Origin of the sequence: Alcaligenes sp. PF14, assembly GCF_037150615.1 — a bacterium.
Lineage (GTDB): Bacteria > Pseudomonadota > Gammaproteobacteria > Burkholderiales > Burkholderiaceae_B > Alcaligenes > Alcaligenes phenolicus.
In genome coordinates this window covers 25,067-43,389 of the sequence record NZ_JBAGRS010000009.1, presented here as the reverse complement: position 1 = coordinate 43,389, position 18,323 = coordinate 25,067, and the positions used below count along the sequence as shown (strand labels likewise).

At 56.4% G+C, this 18,323-nt stretch carries 17 protein-coding genes; 11 read left to right on the top strand and 6 right to left on the bottom strand.

Going from position 1 to position 18,323, the window contains the following annotated elements; genetic code table 11:
• Positions 1–94 precede the first annotated feature (94 nt).
• On the top strand, positions 95–658 hold the full coding sequence (gene ahpC / locus WFM49_RS17590) for an alkyl hydroperoxide reductase subunit C (protein WP_009454841.1): 564 nt from the start codon (positions 95–97) through the stop codon (positions 656–658).
• A 116-nt stretch (positions 659–774) separates the two neighbouring features.
• The gene (ahpF, locus tag WFM49_RS17585; protein ID WP_336974636.1) at positions 775–2,367 is read left to right on the top strand and encodes an alkyl hydroperoxide reductase subunit F; all 1,593 of its coding nucleotides are present in this window, start codon (positions 775–777) and stop codon (positions 2,365–2,367) included.
• A 1,264-nt stretch (positions 2,368–3,631) separates the two neighbouring features.
• Here ahpF and WFM49_RS17580 read toward each other — a convergent pair.
• On the bottom strand, positions 3,632–4,540 hold the full coding sequence (locus WFM49_RS17580) for a LysR family transcriptional regulator (protein ID WP_251197118.1): 909 nt from the start codon (positions 4,538–4,540) through the stop codon (positions 3,632–3,634).
• Positions 4,541–4,803: 263 nt separating this feature from the next.
• On the opposite strand from WFM49_RS17580, the gene WFM49_RS17575 reads away from it, so the two are divergent.
• The 8 genes from WFM49_RS17575 to WFM49_RS17540 all read left to right on the top strand — a co-directional run bounded on the left by WFM49_RS17575 (position 4,804) and on the right by WFM49_RS17540 (position 13,227).
• Entirely contained in the window at positions 4,804–6,327 is a 1,524-nt protein-coding gene (locus WFM49_RS17575) for an acetyl-CoA hydrolase/transferase family protein (RefSeq protein WP_336974633.1), read from the top strand.
• A gap of 146 nt (positions 6,328–6,473) precedes the next feature.
• A complete protein-coding gene (leuE, locus tag WFM49_RS17570) occupies positions 6,474–7,109 on the top strand; it encodes a leucine efflux protein LeuE (RefSeq protein WP_026485490.1) in 636 nt (211 codons plus the stop codon).
• A gap of 63 nt (positions 7,110–7,172) precedes the next feature.
• The gene (locus WFM49_RS17565; protein ID WP_009454851.1) at positions 7,173–8,159 is read left to right on the top strand and encodes a diaminopimelate dehydrogenase; all 987 of its coding nucleotides are present in this window, start codon (positions 7,173–7,175) and stop codon (positions 8,157–8,159) included.
• A 134-nt stretch (positions 8,160–8,293) separates the two neighbouring features.
• Positions 8,294–8,485 carry a YqaE/Pmp3 family membrane protein gene (locus WFM49_RS17560; protein ID WP_009454854.1) on the top strand — a complete coding sequence of 64 codons (192 nt, stop codon included), beginning with the start codon at positions 8,294–8,296 and terminating at the stop codon, positions 8,483–8,485.
• Between the two features lie 86 nt (positions 8,486–8,571).
• Positions 8,572–10,158, top strand: a complete 1,587-nt coding sequence (locus WFM49_RS17555; protein ID WP_080748106.1) for an ABC transporter ATP-binding protein — start codon at positions 8,572–8,574, stop codon at positions 10,156–10,158.
• The gene (locus WFM49_RS17550) at positions 10,145–11,206 is read left to right on the top strand and encodes an ABC transporter permease (RefSeq protein ID WP_250756030.1); all 1,062 of its coding nucleotides are present in this window, start codon (positions 10,145–10,147) and stop codon (positions 11,204–11,206) included. Before WFM49_RS17555 ends, WFM49_RS17550 begins: the two co-directional genes overlap by 14 nt.
• Positions 11,206–12,123 (top strand): ABC transporter permease, encoded by a 918-nt coding sequence (locus WFM49_RS17545; RefSeq protein WP_009454860.1) that lies wholly within the window; start codon positions 11,206–11,208, stop codon positions 12,121–12,123. The genes WFM49_RS17550 and WFM49_RS17545 overlap by 1 nt, the downstream gene beginning before the upstream one ends.
• 24 nt (positions 12,124–12,147) lie before the next feature.
• Positions 12,148–13,227: a BMP family ABC transporter substrate-binding protein gene (locus WFM49_RS17540; protein WP_009454862.1), complete on the top strand. Its 1,080-nt coding sequence runs from the start codon at positions 12,148–12,150 to the stop codon at positions 13,225–13,227.
• 230 nt (positions 13,228–13,457) lie between these two features.
• Here WFM49_RS17540 and WFM49_RS17535 read toward each other — a convergent pair whose 3' ends face one another.
• Entirely contained in the window at positions 13,458–14,864 is a 1,407-nt protein-coding gene (locus WFM49_RS17535; protein ID WP_336974627.1) for an MATE family efflux transporter, read from the bottom strand.
• Positions 14,865–14,867: 3 nt separating this feature from the next.
• Positions 14,868–15,305 (bottom strand): PaaI family thioesterase, encoded by a 438-nt coding sequence (locus WFM49_RS17530; protein ID WP_035273402.1) that lies wholly within the window; start codon positions 15,303–15,305, stop codon positions 14,868–14,870.
• 145 nt (positions 15,306–15,450) lie between these two features.
• Here WFM49_RS17530 and WFM49_RS17525 point away from each other — a divergent pair, with 145 nt between their 5' ends.
• Complete coding sequence (locus tag WFM49_RS17525; protein WP_009454874.1) at positions 15,451–15,942, top strand: copper chaperone PCu(A)C; 492 nt, start codon at positions 15,451–15,453, stop codon at positions 15,940–15,942.
• A gap of 66 nt (positions 15,943–16,008) precedes the next feature.
• Here WFM49_RS17525 and WFM49_RS17520 read toward each other — a convergent pair whose 3' ends face one another.
• The 3 genes from WFM49_RS17520 to pal all read right to left on the bottom strand — a co-directional run bounded on the left by WFM49_RS17520 (position 16,009) and on the right by pal (position 18,315).
• A complete protein-coding gene (locus WFM49_RS17520; protein ID WP_250756026.1) occupies positions 16,009–16,815 on the bottom strand; it encodes an alpha/beta fold hydrolase in 807 nt (268 codons plus the stop codon).
• Positions 16,816–16,905: 90 nt separating this feature from the next.
• Entirely contained in the window at positions 16,906–17,595 is a 690-nt protein-coding gene (gene ybgF / locus WFM49_RS17515; RefSeq protein WP_026485497.1) for a tol-pal system protein YbgF, read from the bottom strand.
• 216 nt (positions 17,596–17,811) lie between these two features.
• Entirely contained in the window at positions 17,812–18,315 is a 504-nt protein-coding gene (gene pal / locus WFM49_RS17510) for a peptidoglycan-associated lipoprotein Pal (protein WP_009454878.1), read from the bottom strand.
• Positions 18,316–18,323 lie beyond the last annotated feature (8 nt).

The window sequence follows — 18,323 nt, the reverse complement described above, 5'->3', positions numbered from 1 at the left end:
CAATGAACGTTATTGCATTAATCAATTTTACTAATCGGCAGTGGCTTCCTATAATGGCTTTACTGTCAATGATTAATCACTCACCGGAGCAAATATGTCTTTGATCAACACCGTCATCAAACCTTTTAAAGCACAAGCTTTTCACAACGGCAAATTTATCGAAGTCAGCAACGAAACCGTTGCCGGTAAGTGGGCTGTTTTCGTTTTCTACCCAGCCGACTTCACGTTTGTTTGCCCAACCGAACTGGAAGACCTGGCTGACCACTACGCCGAATTCCAGAAAATGGGCGTAGAAATTTACTCGGTGTCCACCGACACTCACTTTGCTCACAAAGCATGGCACGACACTTCGGAAGCCATCAGCAAAGTTAACTACCCAATGATCGGTGACCCAACTCATCAGCTGTCGCGCAACTTTGACGTGCTGATCGAAGAGGAAGGTATCGCTCTGCGCGGTACGTTCGTGGTGAACCCAGAAGGCGAAATCAAGGTCCTGGAAATCCACGACAACGGTATCGGCCGTGTGGCTTCCGAACTGCTGCGCAAAGTTAAAGCTGCTCAGTACATCGCCGCTCACCCCGGTGAAGTTTGCCCAGCTAAATGGGAAGAAGGCGCCAAGACGCTGACTCCTTCCCTGGATCTGGTTGGCAAGATCTAAGACCTTTTAAACACGGGTCTTTAGCGGTGGTCGGCGCGCTGCGCCGCCACCCCGGTGCCTGACCGGTTCAGGCACCTCAAGTTGTTTCGTTCAGTACAGGATAAAGGGCGTTTCACATGTTAGATGCAAACATCAAAACTCAATTGAAGGCATACCTCGAGAAGATCACGCAACCGATCGAGATCGTTGCGACGCTGGATACTGGCGCCAAGTCCGTCGAGCTGCGCGAACTGTTGCAAGAAATTGATGGTCTGTCCGACAAGACCAGCTATCGCGAAGATGCGGATGCGCAAGAGCGCAAGCCTTCCTTCAAAATTAACCGTCCCGGTACCGACATTAGCGTGAGCTTTGCGGGTATCCCGATGGGACACGAATTTACCTCTTTGATCCTGGCCCTGCTGCAAGTGGGTGGCCACGAGATCAAACTGGATGCCGCTGTGATTGAGCAGATCCGTAATCTGCCCGGCGACTTTGTTTTTGAAACGTATTTCTCGCTGTCGTGCCAGAACTGTCCTGACGTGGTGCAGGCCTTGAACGCCATGTCCGTGATCAACCCACGTATCAAGCACGTGGCGATTGACGGTGCCCTGTTCCAGGACGAGGTTCAGCAGCGCAACATCATGTCGGTTCCGGCCGTGTTCTTGAATGGCGAAATGTTCCATCAAGGCCGTGCCAGTGCTGAAGAGTTGCTGGCCAAACTGGATACGGGCGATAACTCGGCTCGTGCCGAAGCCTTGAATGCCAAGGACGAGTTTGATGTGCTGATTGTGGGTGGTGGTCCTGCAGGTGCTGCCGCTGCTGTGTACGCCGCTCGCAAGGGTATTCGTACGGGTGTATTGGCCGAGCGTTTTGGTGGTCAGGTTCTGGACACCATGTCGATCGAGAACTACATCTCGGTAGTTGAGACCAATGGTCCTGCGTTTGCAACGGCGCTGGAGCAGCACGTCAAAGCCTACGATGTGGACATCATGAATCTGCATCGTGCCCAAGGCATTCGCCGTGAAGGCAAGCAGGTCATTGTGGATGTGGATGGCGGTGCTCAGCTCAAGGCCAAGTCCGTGATTCTGGCTACTGGTGCCCGCTGGCGCGAACTGAATGTGCCTGGTGAGCAGGATTACCGTAACCGTGGTGTGGCGTACTGCCCGCACTGTGATGGTCCTTTGTTCAAGGGCAAGGATGTGGCGGTGGTTGGCGGTGGTAACTCCGGCGTTGAGGCGGCAATTGACCTGGCTGGTTTGGTCAAGCACGTTACCTTGATCGAGTTCGGTGATGCCTTGCGTGCTGACCAGGTCTTGCAGACCAAGCTGCGCAGCTTGCCTAATGTGACGATCATCATGCAGGCTCAGACGACTGAAGTTCTGGGTGATGGCACCAAGGTGGTGGGTCTGAATTACCTGGACCGTGCTACTCAGGAAGCCAAGAGCCTGAAGCTGGATGGTGTGTTCGTTCAGATTGGTCTGGTGCCCAACACGGAATGGTTGAAGGGCAGCGATGTGGGGCTGTCGCGTCATGGCGAGATCGAGGTTGATGCTCGCGGTGCGACTTCGCTGGCTGGTGTGTTTGCAGCGGGTGATGTGACGACCGTGCCTTTCAAGCAGATCGTGATTGCTGCTGGTGAAGGTGCCAAGGCTGCGTTGAGCGCTTTTGATTACCTGATCCGTAGTTCGGCTGAAGTTGAAGAGCCGGCAGCAGAGAAGGTGACTGCTTAATTATTTCTGATTGTTGGACCTGGCTGTTCAAGAGGGCCACCCTGTTTTGGGGTGGTTCTTTTTTTTGTCTGTGGGTGGGGTGACAAGTAGTTGTTGTGTATCGGGAATGTTTCAGCATTGATCGGGCTCTTTGAGAAAAATCGTCTCAGGAAAGACGCCGCTCAAGCCGTCTGCCCCTGCCTCGGGGCTTGACTACTTGCCGGTGCTACGCACCGGTACCCTTGTCTGTTCTGGAATCCGGGCGCCCTGTGAACTCCCGGGGTACTTGGTCCCCCGGACCAAGTACAAGCGTCCCGCTCGAACAGCACAGGGCTTGCATCCCGGATTCCAGAACAGCCTGCGGCAAGCAGTCTGAATCGCCCCGAGGCAGGGGCAGACGGCTTGAGCGGCTCGATGCATGAGATGGCGCGATTTTTCAGTCGTTTCATGTACGAGAAATTGGCAGGGATGTGGAACAAAAGAGGTGTTTGATTTCCTATGTTCCATGTGGAGACAACTGGCGGTTTGTGATGTGTCCTGAGCAGATGGTCATGATCCTGCCAACTAGCTGTTGATGGACGCTAAATTGGCGGGGTTTCTTGTTTTCTGTTGGTCTACCTACCTACCTACCTACCTACCTGTCTGCTTGTCTATTTGGCTGTCTGTCCATTTATTTCTTCGTGTTTACTTGTCAGTCGATCTGCTTGTCTGGCAACTAAGCACCTACCCGCCCACATGTTTTTTGATGCAGTGGCCAATCATGATCATCTTGCTCTAATTTGAATGTGCCGATGCTGATTTGTGATTCAGCTCTACATGTAAATACTTCCTCACTGCATACACCGTCTCAGGCTTAGAAGTTGGTTTAATGCTTGCTGACGCTATAAACCACTGCTGCGGCCTGCAGGGGCGCGGGGCGATTCAGACTACTTGCCGCGGGCAGAAAGACAGGACGGGATGCAAGCATTCTGCTGTTTGAGCGCGACGCTTATAGCTCGTCCGGGGGACGAGCTATCGCGCGAGTTCAGAATGCGCCCGTCCTGTCTTTATGACAAGGGTACCGACGCGCAGCGTCGGCAAGTGGTCAAGCCCGGCGCCCCCGCAGGCCGCAGTAGTGGTGCTTTACAGAGATTGCCTATTCATTAATCCAGGCTCTTCCAAACCGAAGCGACGTCACATAAGAAAGACATGCTCCTGCATGTACATGGCAATTCAATGCGATTGGGCCGGCCTTGGCCTAATGTCGAGCGCACGATGAGTATTCAAGGGCTAATAAATAGTTCTGCTATAAATCCCCTTCAAGCTCCGGCCAGTTCCCGCCCAATACATCCGCACAGACCTGTAGCCATGCTCTGGCCGCCTGCGACAGATACCGCCCATTCCACAGCAGTGCTACTTCCCAGTTCAAGGCCGGTTCCACTACTTCTTTGGCAACCCAGTCCCCCGGTTCCAGCCGAGAAAGAAACGGCTGGGGCAACAAAGCGACTCCCATTCCCGCCTGTGCCATGGAAGCCACCCAATCCCATTGATTGCTCTGGGCAGCAATATTCGCCCGCAAGCCCGCATGGGCGAAAGCACGCCGCAACATACGGGTCAGGGCATAGTCTTCGCCCAGGAAAATCAAAGGATGCTTTTCCAACTCCCGTAGCTTGATTTTCTTTTGCGCACCGGACAGCGTATCTTTATGGCCAATCGCCCAAACCGCATGCTTGGCCACGGGGGTAGCCGATACATTCAGCTCCGGCCCCAAAGGCAGAATACTCAGCCCCATTTCAACCGTGCCCGCCGCAACCATACGCTCAATCCCCATGCCGGTTTCTTCATGCAGAATCAGCTCGATCTGCGGATGCCGGTTTTTGAAGGTCTTGAGCACTTCCGTAAACAGCACATTAATCATGGGCGGAATACCCAGATCCAGGCGGCCGCGTTGCAAGGCCTGAACTTCGTGAACCTCTCGCAGCAAGCCCTGCATGCTCTGCAGAACTTCCTGCCCCCGCTCCAGCACCACCTTGCCACAATCAGTCAGCTGTAATTGACGGTGATCACGAATCAGCAGGGGCTCGCCCAGCTCATCTTCCAGCTGCTTCACCATCTTGCTGATGGTCGATTGCGTCACGTTCAGGCTCTGCGCAGCTTGCGTAAAGCTTTGATGTTTAACGGTTTCAATGAAGTATCGCAAGGATCGGATGTCCATGATTGGCTGGCCTTTTATCTATGAATTTTATGACTTCCTGGGAGTTATTTTATTCATTATGGCGATGCTATGCTGGCTTTGTTCAAAAAACATAAACGCCTGTTGTCAGGGCGATTTCGGCTTTTTATCTCCGGCTTGTACAGCCCCTATTTTTAAAGCGTGATGTCGTTCTGTTGCGTGAAGATTTCGCCTGGCGCTTTCGGCCCTGGCTCCTTCCGAAAGCAACAACAGGTAGATCAATGACACAGAGACAGGAGCACACGATGTTCAAGGATCGCATTCGTTCCCCCGAATTGGAAGGCAAAGTCATGACCGCTCAGGAGGCAGTCGCCTTCTTCAAAGACGGGATGAATGTCGGGATGAGCGGTTTTACCCGTGCAGGGGACTGTAAGGTCATGCCTCGTGCCTTGGCCGAGCGCGCCCAGACCGAGCAATTAAAACTGAATGTGGTTACCGGCGCTTCGCTGGGTAATGATAGCGACGGCATGATGGCCGAGGCCGGTGTGCTGGCCCGCCGCTCGCCGTTTCAAGTGGACTCGGTGCTGCGCCGTCATATTAATGAAGGCAAGGTCCTGTTTACCGATCAGCACTTGTCCCTGACGGTGGAGCACATGCGTTCGGGTAACCTGCCTGCCATTGACATCGCTGTCATTGAAGCGGTTGCCATTACAGAAACCGGCGCAATTGTGCCGACGACCTCGGTAGGCAACTCGGCCAGCTTTGCCCAGCAAGCCAAACAAATCATTGTTGAGCTGAACCTGAGCATGCCAGTGGAAATGGAAGGCTTGCACGATATCTATGTGCCCGAGGCCCGCCCCAACCGTCAGCCTATTGAACTGACGGATGTGGACCAGCGTATTGGTACCACCGCCATTCAGGTGGATCCTTCCCGCATCGTGGGTATTGTGGTGACCGACGCTTTGGACAGCCCCTCCAGCGTGCTGCCACCTGATGAAGAAACCCAGGCAATTGCCGGTCACATTATTGAATTCCTGAAAGGCGAAGTAGACGCTGGCCGTATGAGCCACTCCTTGCTGCCCTTGCAGGTGGGAATCGGTACGATTGCCAATGCCGTGACTTACGGCCTGCTGGATTCTCCCTTCACCGACCTGAAGATGTACTCGGAAGTCTTGCAGGACAGCGCAATTGCCATGTTGGACTCCGGCCAGTTGAGCTTTGCCTCGGCTTCGTCCTTGACGCTGTCTGCCCCCAAGATGGCGCAGTTCCTGGAAGGCCTGGAAAACTACCGCGACAAGCTGGTGCTGCGTCCACAGGAAATCAGTAATCACCCAGAATTGGTGCGTCGCTTGGGCATTATTGCGATCAACACCGCCCTGGAATTTGATATCTATGGCAACGTGAACTCCACGCACGTCTGTGGCACCCACATGATGAATGGCATTGGCGGTTCCGGCGACTTCGCCCGTAATGCGCACCTGTCCATTTTTGTCAGCAAGTCCGTCGCCAAGGACGGCGCCATCTCCAGTGTGGTGCCTATGGTGTCGCACGTAGACCACTGCGAGCATGATGTGGCCGTGCTGGTCTCCGAATGGGGCCTGGCTGATTTGCGCGGTTTGGCTCCTCGTGAACGTGCCCGCGTCATCATCGAAAAATGTGCCCACCCCGACTACCGTCCTGCTTTGCTGGACTATCTTGAGCGCGCCAGCAAACGTGGTGGCCACACGCCCCACATCCTGGAAGAGGCCTTGTCCTGGCACGTTCGTTTCCAGCAAGCAGGCACCATGAAACAGGAGCAATTCCAGACCCAGGAACTTGCGACTGCGTAGTCCATCAGGTCTGGTAATGCGTAGCCGAGTCAGTCCGGCAGCGCAGACCTTACAAATTGACCTGATCGCCCCTGGCATTCCACCCGTGCCAGGGGCATTTTTTTAGCGCTAAAATTGCGGATTCTGCTGCGTTTAGCGAGGCCAGCGTGTTCGAACAAATCGGTATTGTCAATTTCTGGGCCTTTGTGGTGGGTACGGTGTTTATCGTGCTTTTGCCCGGACCCAATTCTTTATACGTCCTGGCCAGTGGCGCCGGACATGGCGTGCGCGAAGGCTATAAAGCAGCCTTGGGCGTGGTCGTGGGCGACGGCATTTTGATGACGCTGACGGCCCTGGGCGCTGCCTCGCTGCTCAAGACGCTGCCCATGTTGTATATGGGCATACGCTGGCTGGGTGCGGCCTATTTGCTGTATTTGGGTGTGCGGCTTTTACAGTCGGCCTTCAGGCAAGGTGGCCCGGTTCAGTCTGTGGACACGCGTTTGCGTCACGAAACCCGCTTTCGCAAGGCCTTGCTCCTGAGTTTGTTGAACCCCAAGGCCATCTTGTTCTTCCTGTCCTTCTTCGTGCAATTTGTGGACCCGTCCAAAGGTCACACGGGCCTGGCCTTTATGTTGCTGGGCCTGGTGGTGGAACTGATCAGCATTTGTTATTTGTCTTTGCTGATTTTTGGCGGAGATCGCCTGGCAGGAATTTTCCGACGCCATCAGCGTCTGTCCCGGATGGGCAATGGCTCGGTGGGGCTGCTGTTCATGGGCTTTGCCGCCCGTATGATCAGCGACTAAGCCAGTTGCTTCAGAGCGCAGCAGTTCTGACAGCACTTATTTATCAGTTTTAAGGAAAACACCATGAGTAGCAAAATCCGTGTCGGTATTGCAGGTTACGGCAATTTAGGGCGAGGCGTAGAGCTGGCCCTGGCACAAAACCCGGACATGGAGCTGGTCAGCGTTTTTACTCGTCGTGACCCTGCTTCCCTGCGTCTGCAAAGTGCAGGCGTGCCCGTGCGCGCCCTGGACCAGATCGAACAGTACCGCAATGATATTGACGTGCTGATTCTCTGTGGTGGCTCTAAAAATGACCTGCCCGAACAAGGCCCGGCCTTGGCCCGCTGGTTCACGACGGTAGACAGCTTTGATACCCACGCCCGTATCCCTGAGTACTACGAAGCCGTGGATGCCGCCGCCAAAGGCGCAGGCACGACCGCCTTGATCGCGGTGGGTTGGGATCCAGGCCTGTTTTCGCTGAATCGCTTGTATGGCGAGTGTGTCTTGCCTGTTGGCCAAACGTACACCTTCTGGGGCAAAGGCTTGAGTCAAGGTCACTCCGATGCCATCCGCCGTGTGGCCGGTGTAGCCGGTGGTGTGCAATACACCTTGCCTATCGAAGCAGCGGTACAGCGTGTGCGCAACGGGGAGCAGCCCGAGCTGAGCACCCGTGAAAAACACAAGCGTCAGTGCTTTGTGGTCCTGGAAGAGGGCGCCAGCGCCGACGCCGTACGTGAAGCCATTGTGACCATGCCCGATTACTTCGCGGACTACGACACGGAAGTTAATTTTATTGACGCTGAAACCCTGGCACGCGATCACGCGGCAATGCCTCACGGTGGTTTTGTGATTCGTAGCGGTCAGTCCGGCGCGGGTTCGCAACAAGTGGTGGAATACGCCTTGAACCTGGGCAGCAACCCGGAATTTACCTCCAGTGTGCTGGTTGCCTACGCGCGTGCGGCCTACCGCATGAACCAGCAAGGTCAAATCGGTGCCCAGTCCGTGCTGGACGTGGCCCCTGGCCTGTTGTCGCCTAAATCGCCTGCGCAATTACGCAAAGAATTGCTGTAAATCCTGGTTTCAGGCTGCGGCCCGGCTCAGCTTGCCTGAGTCGGGCCGCAGGTCTTGCTGGTTTGCGCACAAATGATTCAGTGGGTCAATAAAGGGTAAAATAGCGCCCATTCCTCACTACATTGAGTGTTCTCATGCGCTTATTGATCGCACTGCTTCTGCCCTGGTTGGTCTTTTTCACGATCGGTCGACCTGTAGCGGGCATTATTTGCCTGATTCTGCAGTTGACCGTCATTGGATGGATACCGGCCGCTATTTGGGCGGTATATTCTCTTAGCCAATACAAAACTGACAAGAAAATTGAACAAGCCCTGGGCAAGCGTTAAGCCCTAGGTTTTCCTTCCTTTTTGCACGTCTGAGCAGGCCATGATGCGCTTGCTCGGGCGTTTTATACTTTTTTGCTGATACAGCCATGACCCTATCGTCTCCCGTGGGCCATTCTTCTGAGTCCGGTGAGCAAACGGTATCCGTAGACCCCAAGGCTGTGCCACGCCTGGAACTTCGCAATATCACCAAGGCCTATCCGGCGGTGGTAGCCAACGACAATATTTCCCTCTCTATCCTGCCGGGGCAGATTCATGCCGTGCTGGGGGAGAATGGCGCGGGTAAATCCACCTTGATGAAGATCATCTACGGTGTGGTCAAACCCGACCAGGGCCAGATTCTGTGGGACGGCCAGCCCGTCCAGATCAGTAGTCCGGCGGCGGCCCGACAGTTGGGCATCGGTATGGTGTTCCAGCATTTTTCCTTGTTTGACACCCTGACTGTCACGGAAAACATTGCATTGGGCTTGCCTGCTTCGACCAATATGCAGGAGCTGGCTGGTCGAATTAGTGAAACGGCCAGTCAATATGGTCTGGATCTGGACCCCCAACGTCATATCCATACTTTGTCCGTGGGCGAGTGCCAGCGGGTTGAAATTGTGCGTGCCTTGCTGGGCAAGCCAAAGCTGCTGATTCTGGATGAGCCAACCTCGGTATTGACCCCGCAGGCAGTACGCCGCTTGTTTGGCACTTTGCGTCAACTGGCTGCTGAGGGTTGCAGCATTGTCTATATCAGCCACAAGCTCGATGAAATCCGTGAGCTGTGCAATGCCTGTACGGTCATGCGTATGGGCAAGGTCACCGGCTATTGCGACCCTCGCGAAGAAACCACGGCCAGCCTGTCGCGCCTGATGATTGGTGCCGAGCCTCAGTCTCTGGGTGAACGCAGCATGCAACAAGGCGGGACGCTCTTGCAGGTGCGTAATCTGCAGTTAAGCAAATCCCATCCTTTTGCCTGTGAATTGCAGGATGTCAGTTTTGATCTGCACCAGGGCGAAATTCTGGGGGTGGCGGGTATTTCCGGTAATGGTCAGCAGGAGTTGCTGGCTGCCTTGTCAGGTGAAGATACCCGCGCACGGGCAGACATGATTTTGCTGGATGGTCAGGCCATTGCCCAACGCGATGCGGCTTGGCGACGAGATCAGGGCATGGGCTTCGTACCTGAAGAACGCTTGGGACGCGGTGCTGTGCCGGAATTGTCATTGGCTCAGAACCTGCTGCTGTCTCATCAGAACCCGGAAACGGTGAAGCGCGGTTTTCTGCGTTTTCCCAGCATTCGCCGTCTGGCAGGCGGGATTATCAAGCGTTTCCGCGTCAAGACTTCCAACGAGCAGGCCGCTGCCAACAGCCTGTCAGGCGGGAACCTGCAAAAGTACATTATTGGCCGTGAAGTCACCCGTCAGCCGCGCATTCTGGTCATTGCCCAGCCCACCTGGGGTGTGGACGTAGGGGCTGCCGCCCAGATCCACGCCGAGCTGCTGGCCCTGCGCGATGCGGGCTGTGCCTTGCTGGTCATCTCTGAAGAGCTGGATGAATTGTTTGCGATTGCCGATCGCCTGATTGTTATCTCCAAAGGTCGTATGTCTCCCTCTATTCCCGTGGCGCAAGCCAGTGTTGATCAGATTGGGCAATGGATGAGCGGTTTGTGGGAGGAGGGTGAACATGCTCAGGCTTGAGACTCGTGCCACGCCCTCTACCTTGATGGCCTGGTGCTCCCCTTTGCTGGCTGTCTTGCTGACCATGGTGGTCGCCGGAACCTTGTTCTGGTCGCTGGGCAAGAATCCTCTGGCGGGCTTGAACGTATTTTTTCTGGAGCCTTTGCGTGACCTGAATGGTTGGGCTGAGGTGGGCGTCAAACTGGTGCCCTTGCTGCTGATCTCGGTCGGTCTGGCCATCTGTTTCAGAGCCAATATTTTCAATATCGGGGCGGAAGGGCAGTTGGTGATGGGCGCCTTGGCAGCCGGGGCCTTTATTCTGCAAGTGGACGATGGCGATAACGGTGGTTTTTTCCTGATTACCGTGGCTTTGGCCTGCGGCATGCTGGGCGGCATGGCCTGGGCTGCTATCGTGGCTTTCCTGAAAGATCGCTTCAATGCCAACGAGATTCTGGTTTCCCTGATGCTGGTCTATGTGGCTCAGCACTTGCTCAGCTATCTGGTGCACGGTGCCTTGCGCGATCCCGATGGTTTTGGTTTCCCGCAGTCCAGCCTGTTCTCGGACGGCTTTTTGTTGCCCGCGGTCTTGTCCGGCACGCGCTTGCATAGCGGTATTGTGCTGGCAGTGATTGCGTCGGTGGCGGCCTGGCTTTTCCTGACACGCAGCATGGCCGGTTTCCGCTTGCGCGTGGGGGGTATGGCCCCATTGGCTGCTCGTTACGCCGGTTTTTCCTCCCGTAAAGCCTTGTGGAGTTCCTTGCTGATTTCGGGGGCCTTGGCCGGTCTGGCTGGTGCAGCGGAAGTCATGGGCCCGGTTGGGCAACTGACCCCTTCGATATCTCCCGGCTATGGTTTTGCGGCCATTATTGTGGCCTTTGTGGGGCGACTGCACCCGCTGGGACTGATTTTTTCCTCTTTTGTGATGTCCTTGCTCTATATCGGTGGGGAATTGGCCCAAAGTCGTTTGGGTTTGCCCAATGCGATTACCGGCATTTTCCAGGGCATCCTCTTGTTTTCCTTGTTGGCTTGTGACGTGCTCATCACCAAGCGTTTGGTCTGGAGAAAGTAATGGACGCGATTGCACCTTTGCTCGCCGCAACCATCAACGCAGGCACCCCTTTGCTCCTGGCAGCCTTGGGTTTGCTGATTAATGAAAAGTCGGGCGTCATCAATCTGGGCTCGGAAGGCATGATGCTGATGGCGGCCATTGTGGGCTTTGCGGTGGCCGTGCAAACCGGCAGCCCTGCTTTGGGCTTTGTGCTGGGCGCGGTGGTTGGCATGGTCATGGCAGCCGCCTTTGCCTGGCTGACCGTCTGGCTGGGCGCGAATCAGGTGGCTTGTGGTTTGGCCCTGTCCTTATTCGGGGTAGGGGCCTCGGCCTATATTGGCTTGCCCTTTACTGGCAACTCCCTGGTCGTGACCAAGCTGTCCATTCCCGTGCTGAAAGATATTCCCCTGATCGGTCCTGCTTTTTTCCAGCAGCATTACATGGTCTATGTGTCCTGGGTGCTGTGTATTGCCGTGGCCTGGTTCCTGACTCGTACCCGCTCCGGTCTGGTGCTGCGCGCGGTGGGTGAATCGCCTGCCTCGGCGCACTCGCTGGGCTACAACGTGCGCTACATTCGCCTGGGTGCCTTGATGTTTGGTGGTGCCTGCTGCGGTCTGGCCGGTGCCTTCATCTGTCTGGTTTACACGCCCATGTGGGTCGAGAATATGGTTGCCGGGCGCGGCTGGATTGCGTTGGCGCTGACGACGTTTGCAACCTGGCGTCCCTGGCGCGTCATGCTGGGCGCTTACTTGTTTGGTGGGGTCACGATCCTGACCTATCATGCGCAGGCTCTGGGTGTTCCGGTAGCCTCGCAATTGCTGGCCATGATGCCGTATCTGGCCACGATTATTGTGCTGGTTTTAATTTCCCGAAACGCTAACTGGATCAGGTTGAATATGCCTGCATCGCTTGGCAAAAACTTCAATCCCAACAACTAGAGGACTGACATGACTGGAAACTTTATGCGCAAGGCTCTTTTGGCCGCTGCCATCGCTTCCCCCCTGGCCGCCTTGCCTGTGTCCGCTCAGGCAAACGATCAAGAACCCCTGAAAATCGGTTTTGTGTATGTCAGCCCCATCGGTGAAGCCGGTTGGACCTGGCAGCAAGACATTGGCCGTCGTGAAATGGAAGAGGCCCTGAAAGGCCGCGTGGTCACTCAGTACGTGGAAAACGTGCCTGAAGGTGCTGACGCAGAGCGCGTCATTCGCGATCTGGCCCAGCAAGGCAACAAGCTGATCTTCACCACCTCGTTTGGTTACATGAACCAGACGCAGAAAGTGGCCAAGCAGTTTCCGGACGTGAAGTTCGTGCACTCCACCGGCTACAAGACGGCTCCTAACGTGGCCACCACCAACGCCCGTTTCTACGAGTCCCGTTACCTGGCTGGCGTATTGGCCGGCAAGATGACCAAGTCCAATGTGGTCGGTTACGTGGGTGCTCACCCCATTCCTGAAGTGCTGCAAGGCATCAACGCCTTTGCCATCGGCTTGAAGAGCGTGAACCCCGAAGCCCAAGTGCGCGTGGTTTGGGCCAATAGCTGGTACGACCCAGGTAAAGAGCGTGACGCAGCGGTCACGCTGCTGGGTCAGGGCGCGGACGTGGTGACTCACCACACCGACTCCACCGCCACCGTGCAAGCGGCTGAAGAAGCTGGCAAGTACGCGATTGCCTACCACTCCGACATGAGCAAGTTCGGTCCTAAAGCCCAACTGGCTGCCGTGACCCACCACTGGGGTGATTACTTCACTCGCAAAGCCACTGAAGTTCTGGATGGCAAATGGCAGAACGACAGCACCTGGGGTGGTCTGAAGTCCGGTATGGCTGCTTTGGAAGGCTTCGGTCCTGAAGTGCCTGCTGACGTGAAAGAGTTCGTTCTGGCCAAACAGGCCGAGATCGTGGCTGGCACACTGCAACCTTTTGCCGCTCCTATCAAGGACAACGATGGCAAGGTGCGTCTGGAGTCCGGTTTCCTGGATGACGATGCCTTGAACCGCATGGATTACTACGTGGAAGGCGTGGCCAGCAAACTGCCCAAGCAATAAGCTGCCCTGCAGTCTGTAGATAAACAAAAGCCCCTTGTCGGAAAGTCCGACAAGGGGCTTTGTTGTAGGTGGCGTGTGTAGCTTTTCACGCTGTAGCTTGGGTAAAGTCTGAGCTTGTTCGGTGTTTGCTTCGGGTCTGGTTTGTCATCCGTTCAGGAAGACAAGGCTGACGCACAGAGCTGCAATACAGAGTCGCCATGCAAAATTGATCTATGGAACCGACCTCAGAACTATGCTGCCTGTGCAGGCCGCTTGCGGCCCAAGCGTGTCGATGCCCGCACCCAGCGCAGCGTCATCAGCACGGCAACTACAGACAAACCTGTCACCAGCCCGATCCAGATTCCCGTCCCGCCCATATTGAACTGGAAGGCCAGCAAAGAGCCCGTAGGAACGCCCAGCACCCAATACCCTAGCAAGGCCAGCAGCATGGGTATGCGCGTGTCATGCAGGCCGCGTAGCATCCCTGCAGCCACGGCCTGAGCACCATCACTGATCTGAAACAGCGCCGCCAGCGCCAGGAAGGTAATGGCCAACTGAATAACAGCCTGGTTTTCGGCGACATCCAGATCCAGAAACAGGCCAATCAGGGTCAAGGGGGCGAACCAGAATACCAGAGCCGCCAGTCCCATGAAGCCTACCCCCAGAATGTAGGAAATCCAGCCGGCACGGCGGGCACCCAAAGGATCGACCCGGCCTGCGGCCAGCCCCACACGGATGGTGGCAACCTGACTGAAGCCCAAAGGAATCATGTAGGACACCGAGCAGATCTGCATGGCAATCGCGTGTGCGGCCAGATCAGATTGCCCCAGTACGCCCATCATCATGACGGCGGCGTAAAACACCAGGGTCTCCAGGGTGAAGGTAATCGCAATGGGGATGCCCAGCGCCCACATTTTCCACAGACGCTTCACACTCCACTGCCAGGCATCGTTGAACAGGTAGTAGCGTCGGAAGCGCGGATCCCGCAGTACCACCCAGCTCAAACCTGCGAACATGAAGAAGCTGGACAAGGTAGTGGCCAGACCTGCGCCTGCCAGTCCCATGGCGGGCATGCCCAGATTGCCAAAGACCAGGAGCCAGCCCAGCACGGCATTGATACCGATCGCGATGACGGCCACCGCCAAAGTCCATCCCGGCTTTTCCATGGCGGCCAAGAAGGAGCGCAGCACGATGTAACCCAGATAGGGCAGCAAAGCCCATTGCAGGGTGTGCATATAGGTGACCGAGCGCGCCGCGACAACGGGGTCCTGGCCCATCATCAGCAAGATATGCTCGGCATTCCACAACACAATCCAGGCAGGCAGGGTAATCAGTAAGGCCGTCAGAAAGCCGTGACGGATGATTTGCTGGGATTCGCGTACATTGCGCAGTCGTCGGCCCAGCGTTGTGGCCAGCATGGGAACGACAGCGGACACCAGCCCCATGCTGAAAATCATGAAGGCCTGATACAGACTGGCGGACAGTGAACCGGCAGCCAGCTCATCAGGACCCAGTCGGCCCATGTAAATCAGGTTGGTTGCCAACAGGCTGACTTGAGCCAGGTTGGTCAGAATCAGGGGGCCGCCCAATCGCAGGGAGGATTGCAGCTCCGCCAACCAGAGCTGGCTCGGGCTGGTAGTTTGAGACTTTGCAAACATGGTTTATTTGGCGCGAGGCAGGGACCAGGTGCTGATAACTTGTGCGACAGCCGGGCCACCGTTGGCCGGTTCCAGCAGCACATCGCCCGCGCAGGTACGGCCGGTCTTGTGAATCCGGGCATGAGCCAGAATATCGCCGGGAGGGGCCTTGCGCAGGAAATTGATGGTCAGGCTGGAGGTGACAGCATCGGGGTTGCCCGTGGCTCCGACTACAGCGGCATACAAGGCCAGATCAGCCAGCCCCATCAGCATGGGGCCTGCCACCATGCCGCCCATGCGCTGGTGGGCATTGCGCTCGGGCAAGCGCAAACAGGCGTTGTCGTGGCCTATGTGGACAACATCAATACCCAAAACGGCGGCAAAGGGATGCAGACGCTCCAGAAGATCACGAAACTGAACAATATCGATTTTAGGCTCGGGTGCAGAGTGTGTGCTGGTCATGACGTCGTCACTGAAAAGAAGGCCGTTGTAAGAAGGGCATACTGGCTGGTACTGTATCAGATCGTCCCGCGTATCGGGGTAGTTCGGCGCCCGGCTGTTCAGGGCTGGACCCATTCCAATCGATCAACAAGAAGCGAGGAGCATCATGAAACGCAGCGCAATTGTGTTTGCCTTGAGTTTGCTGGCATCAACCGGCACCGTGATGGCACAGGGGCATGGAGGCCATGGTCATGGCACGCCCGAACCGGTACGCGCCTTGAGCACGCAGGTCCATGCCAGCCAATGCTGGGTGCGCATGATGCCCGAGCCCACACCTTCCGCCGCCTATCTGGAACTGGAGAACAAGGGTGAGCAGTCCGTAGCCGTGACAGGAGCCAGCTCATTGTCCTTTGGGCATGTGATGTTGCATCAAACTAGCGAGAGCGAGGGGATGGCGCGCATGTCGCATGTCTCCGAGGTGGAGATCCCGGCAGGGGGAGTATTGAGCCTCAAGCCGGGGGCTTTCCACGTGATGCTGGGTCAGGCCAAAGAAGACTTGGCCCTGGGGGAGCGCATCATCTTGAGCATTCATCTGTCGGACGATACTCAGGTCCAGGCCGAGTGCGAGTTGCGACCTGCCAAGACACAGGCTTATTAAACGTAATTAGCGTTTGGATAGAGACCGGGAGCTGGCCGCTGCATGCGGTCAGTTTTGCATTGGGCTTCAGGCTTGCAGCGCGTCCAGCACCGCCTGGTTGAACGCCTTGGGATTGGCCAGATTCATACCGTGGGCAGCCAGCGGGATGCGGTGCATCTGATCCTCGCGTCGGTGCTGACGAATGATGTCCATGCAGTGGTGATAGCGTGTGGGGCTGTTTTCACCCGTGATGAAGCTTAAGGGTGCCTTCATCTGCTTGAGCCACTCCAGGTCCGGACCTTGATTGGGCTCTTGCTGCTGATCCAACATGGTGTGGGCGTTGTCCTGAATCATCTCGCGGAACCAGCGTGTCATTTGCTTCCACGTCCCCGAGCCATTGACCGTATCTACGAACAGAGCCATGGCACCATCGCGGTCACCCTGTTCCAGGCGTTCGGCCACTTGCTGGAACAAGGGGGCATAGGAGTAGGCACCGGGAGTCGGAAAGCCGGGATCTGCCAGGGTCAGGCTGGCCACCTGCTCGGGCATTCTTTGAGCCAGTAGCAGGGCAACATGACCACCGCGAGAGTGCCCCACGATATGCACTTTCTCATCAGGAATATGCTGATCCAGCAAGGCCTGCAAGTCCTGGGCGTGTTGCGCCGTATTGAAGTGGCCGGGGCTGGGTGCTCCGGGCCAGTAGGAGCGCAGGCTGGGAGCCAGAACCCGATACTGGGTAGCAAAGGCGGGGATCTGCCAGCGCCAGTAGCGCCAGTCGCACAGGGAACCGTGGATCAGCAAAACGGGTGCGCCTTGTCCCTGATCCACAAAGGTGTGGCGATAGCCTTGCGCGGTCAGTTCAAGTGTGGAGAAGTCGGCAAAAGGGTTTGTCATGGCAAGCAGTAGAGGTCAGGCAAGGATGGGCCACCTGAAAAAAACAGACCGGGTCTGAACCCGGTCCTTGTGGCATTGCGCGCTGGGTGATTATTCCAGCAATTTCAAGCGGCTGCGCGCGGTCTCGGCTGCCTCGGATTGTGGGTAGTCCTTGACGATACGCTGCAAGGTGGTTTTGGCACCGCTCAGATCGTTCAGTTCGATCTGGCTGGAGGCTGTCACCATCAGGGCATCAGCCGCGCGTGGGCTTTGTGGGGAGGCCTTCACAAAAGCCTGGAGTTTCTGAATGGAGGTCTTGAAGCTTTTGATCGCGTACAGGCTGCTGCCTTCGTAAAAGCGCACTTCGTCAGCCAGAACGCTGGACGGGTAGGCGGCCAGAAAACCGGCAAAGGCATCGGCGGCGGGCTTGTATTGGCCAGCGCGGTAAGCGTCCATGGCACTATCAAAGACGGCTTGTTCTTGTGGGTCAGCGGCATGAGGGCTTTGCTGGCCGGGAGCCGGGCTATTGGCCTGGCCTTGGCCGCTGGCTTGCCAGCTCAGTTTTTCTACCTGGCCGCGCAGCGACACCACCTCGGAGCGCAGGGTATCAATTTGATCAGCCAATTGCAGGCGAGCCTGGGTGTTTTGCTCGTTCATCTGACGAATTTGCTGCCGCAGCTCCAAAATGGCGCGTCGGGCCTCGTCATCGGCAAAGGCCTTGGCCGGCAGGCTGGCGAACAGGGCGGCCGTAGCGAACAGGGCAACGGTCGCGAGACGAAAAGGCTTTTTATAAGCGTGCATAGTGAAGTCCGTTAAAAAATGTGCATCCGCAATGCGCAGGCTCCTCACCTGCCGGTTTCCCCTCTGTTGGGGGCTGTGATCTGGGGGCTTTTTGCCGGCCTGGCGAGCCCGCTGTCCAGCATAACGAATTTTCAGTGGATCGGGCACAGCGCCGATAAAAAACGCCGCGGCGTTAACAACCGCCACGGCGTCGGAACCACTTGGTCGATGCAGAAATTATCGTTGGTAAACGATGTCTGCGCGACGGTTTTCAGCGTAATCAGCTTCGGTGTTACCCAATGCTTTTGGACGCTCTTTACCAAAGCTCACAGCTTCGATCTGGCTGTTGCTTACGCCCAGCAGACCCAGCATGCGTGCCACGGCGTCGGAACGACGCTGACCCAGAGCCAGGTTGTACTCGGCACCACCACGCTCGTCGGTATTACCTTCGATGCGTACGGTTTGCTGAGGATGGCTGCTCAGGTAAGAAGCGTGCATTTCTACCAGGCCACGGTACTGGTCGTTAACCACGTAGCTGTCGTAGTCAAAGAACACCGAGCGTTGTTGTGCCAGTGGGCTTTGAGGGTTGAAGGGGTCCATGATCTGGCCTGCGCTGGCAGAGTCCGATCCTGTACCGCCGGTTGAACCGGAGCCAGATTGATCCAGAGGAACCGAGCTGCAAGCAGCAAGGGCGGCAGCCATAACGGCGAGGGTAAGACTTTTAAGAATGCGCGAGCTCATTTGAATTC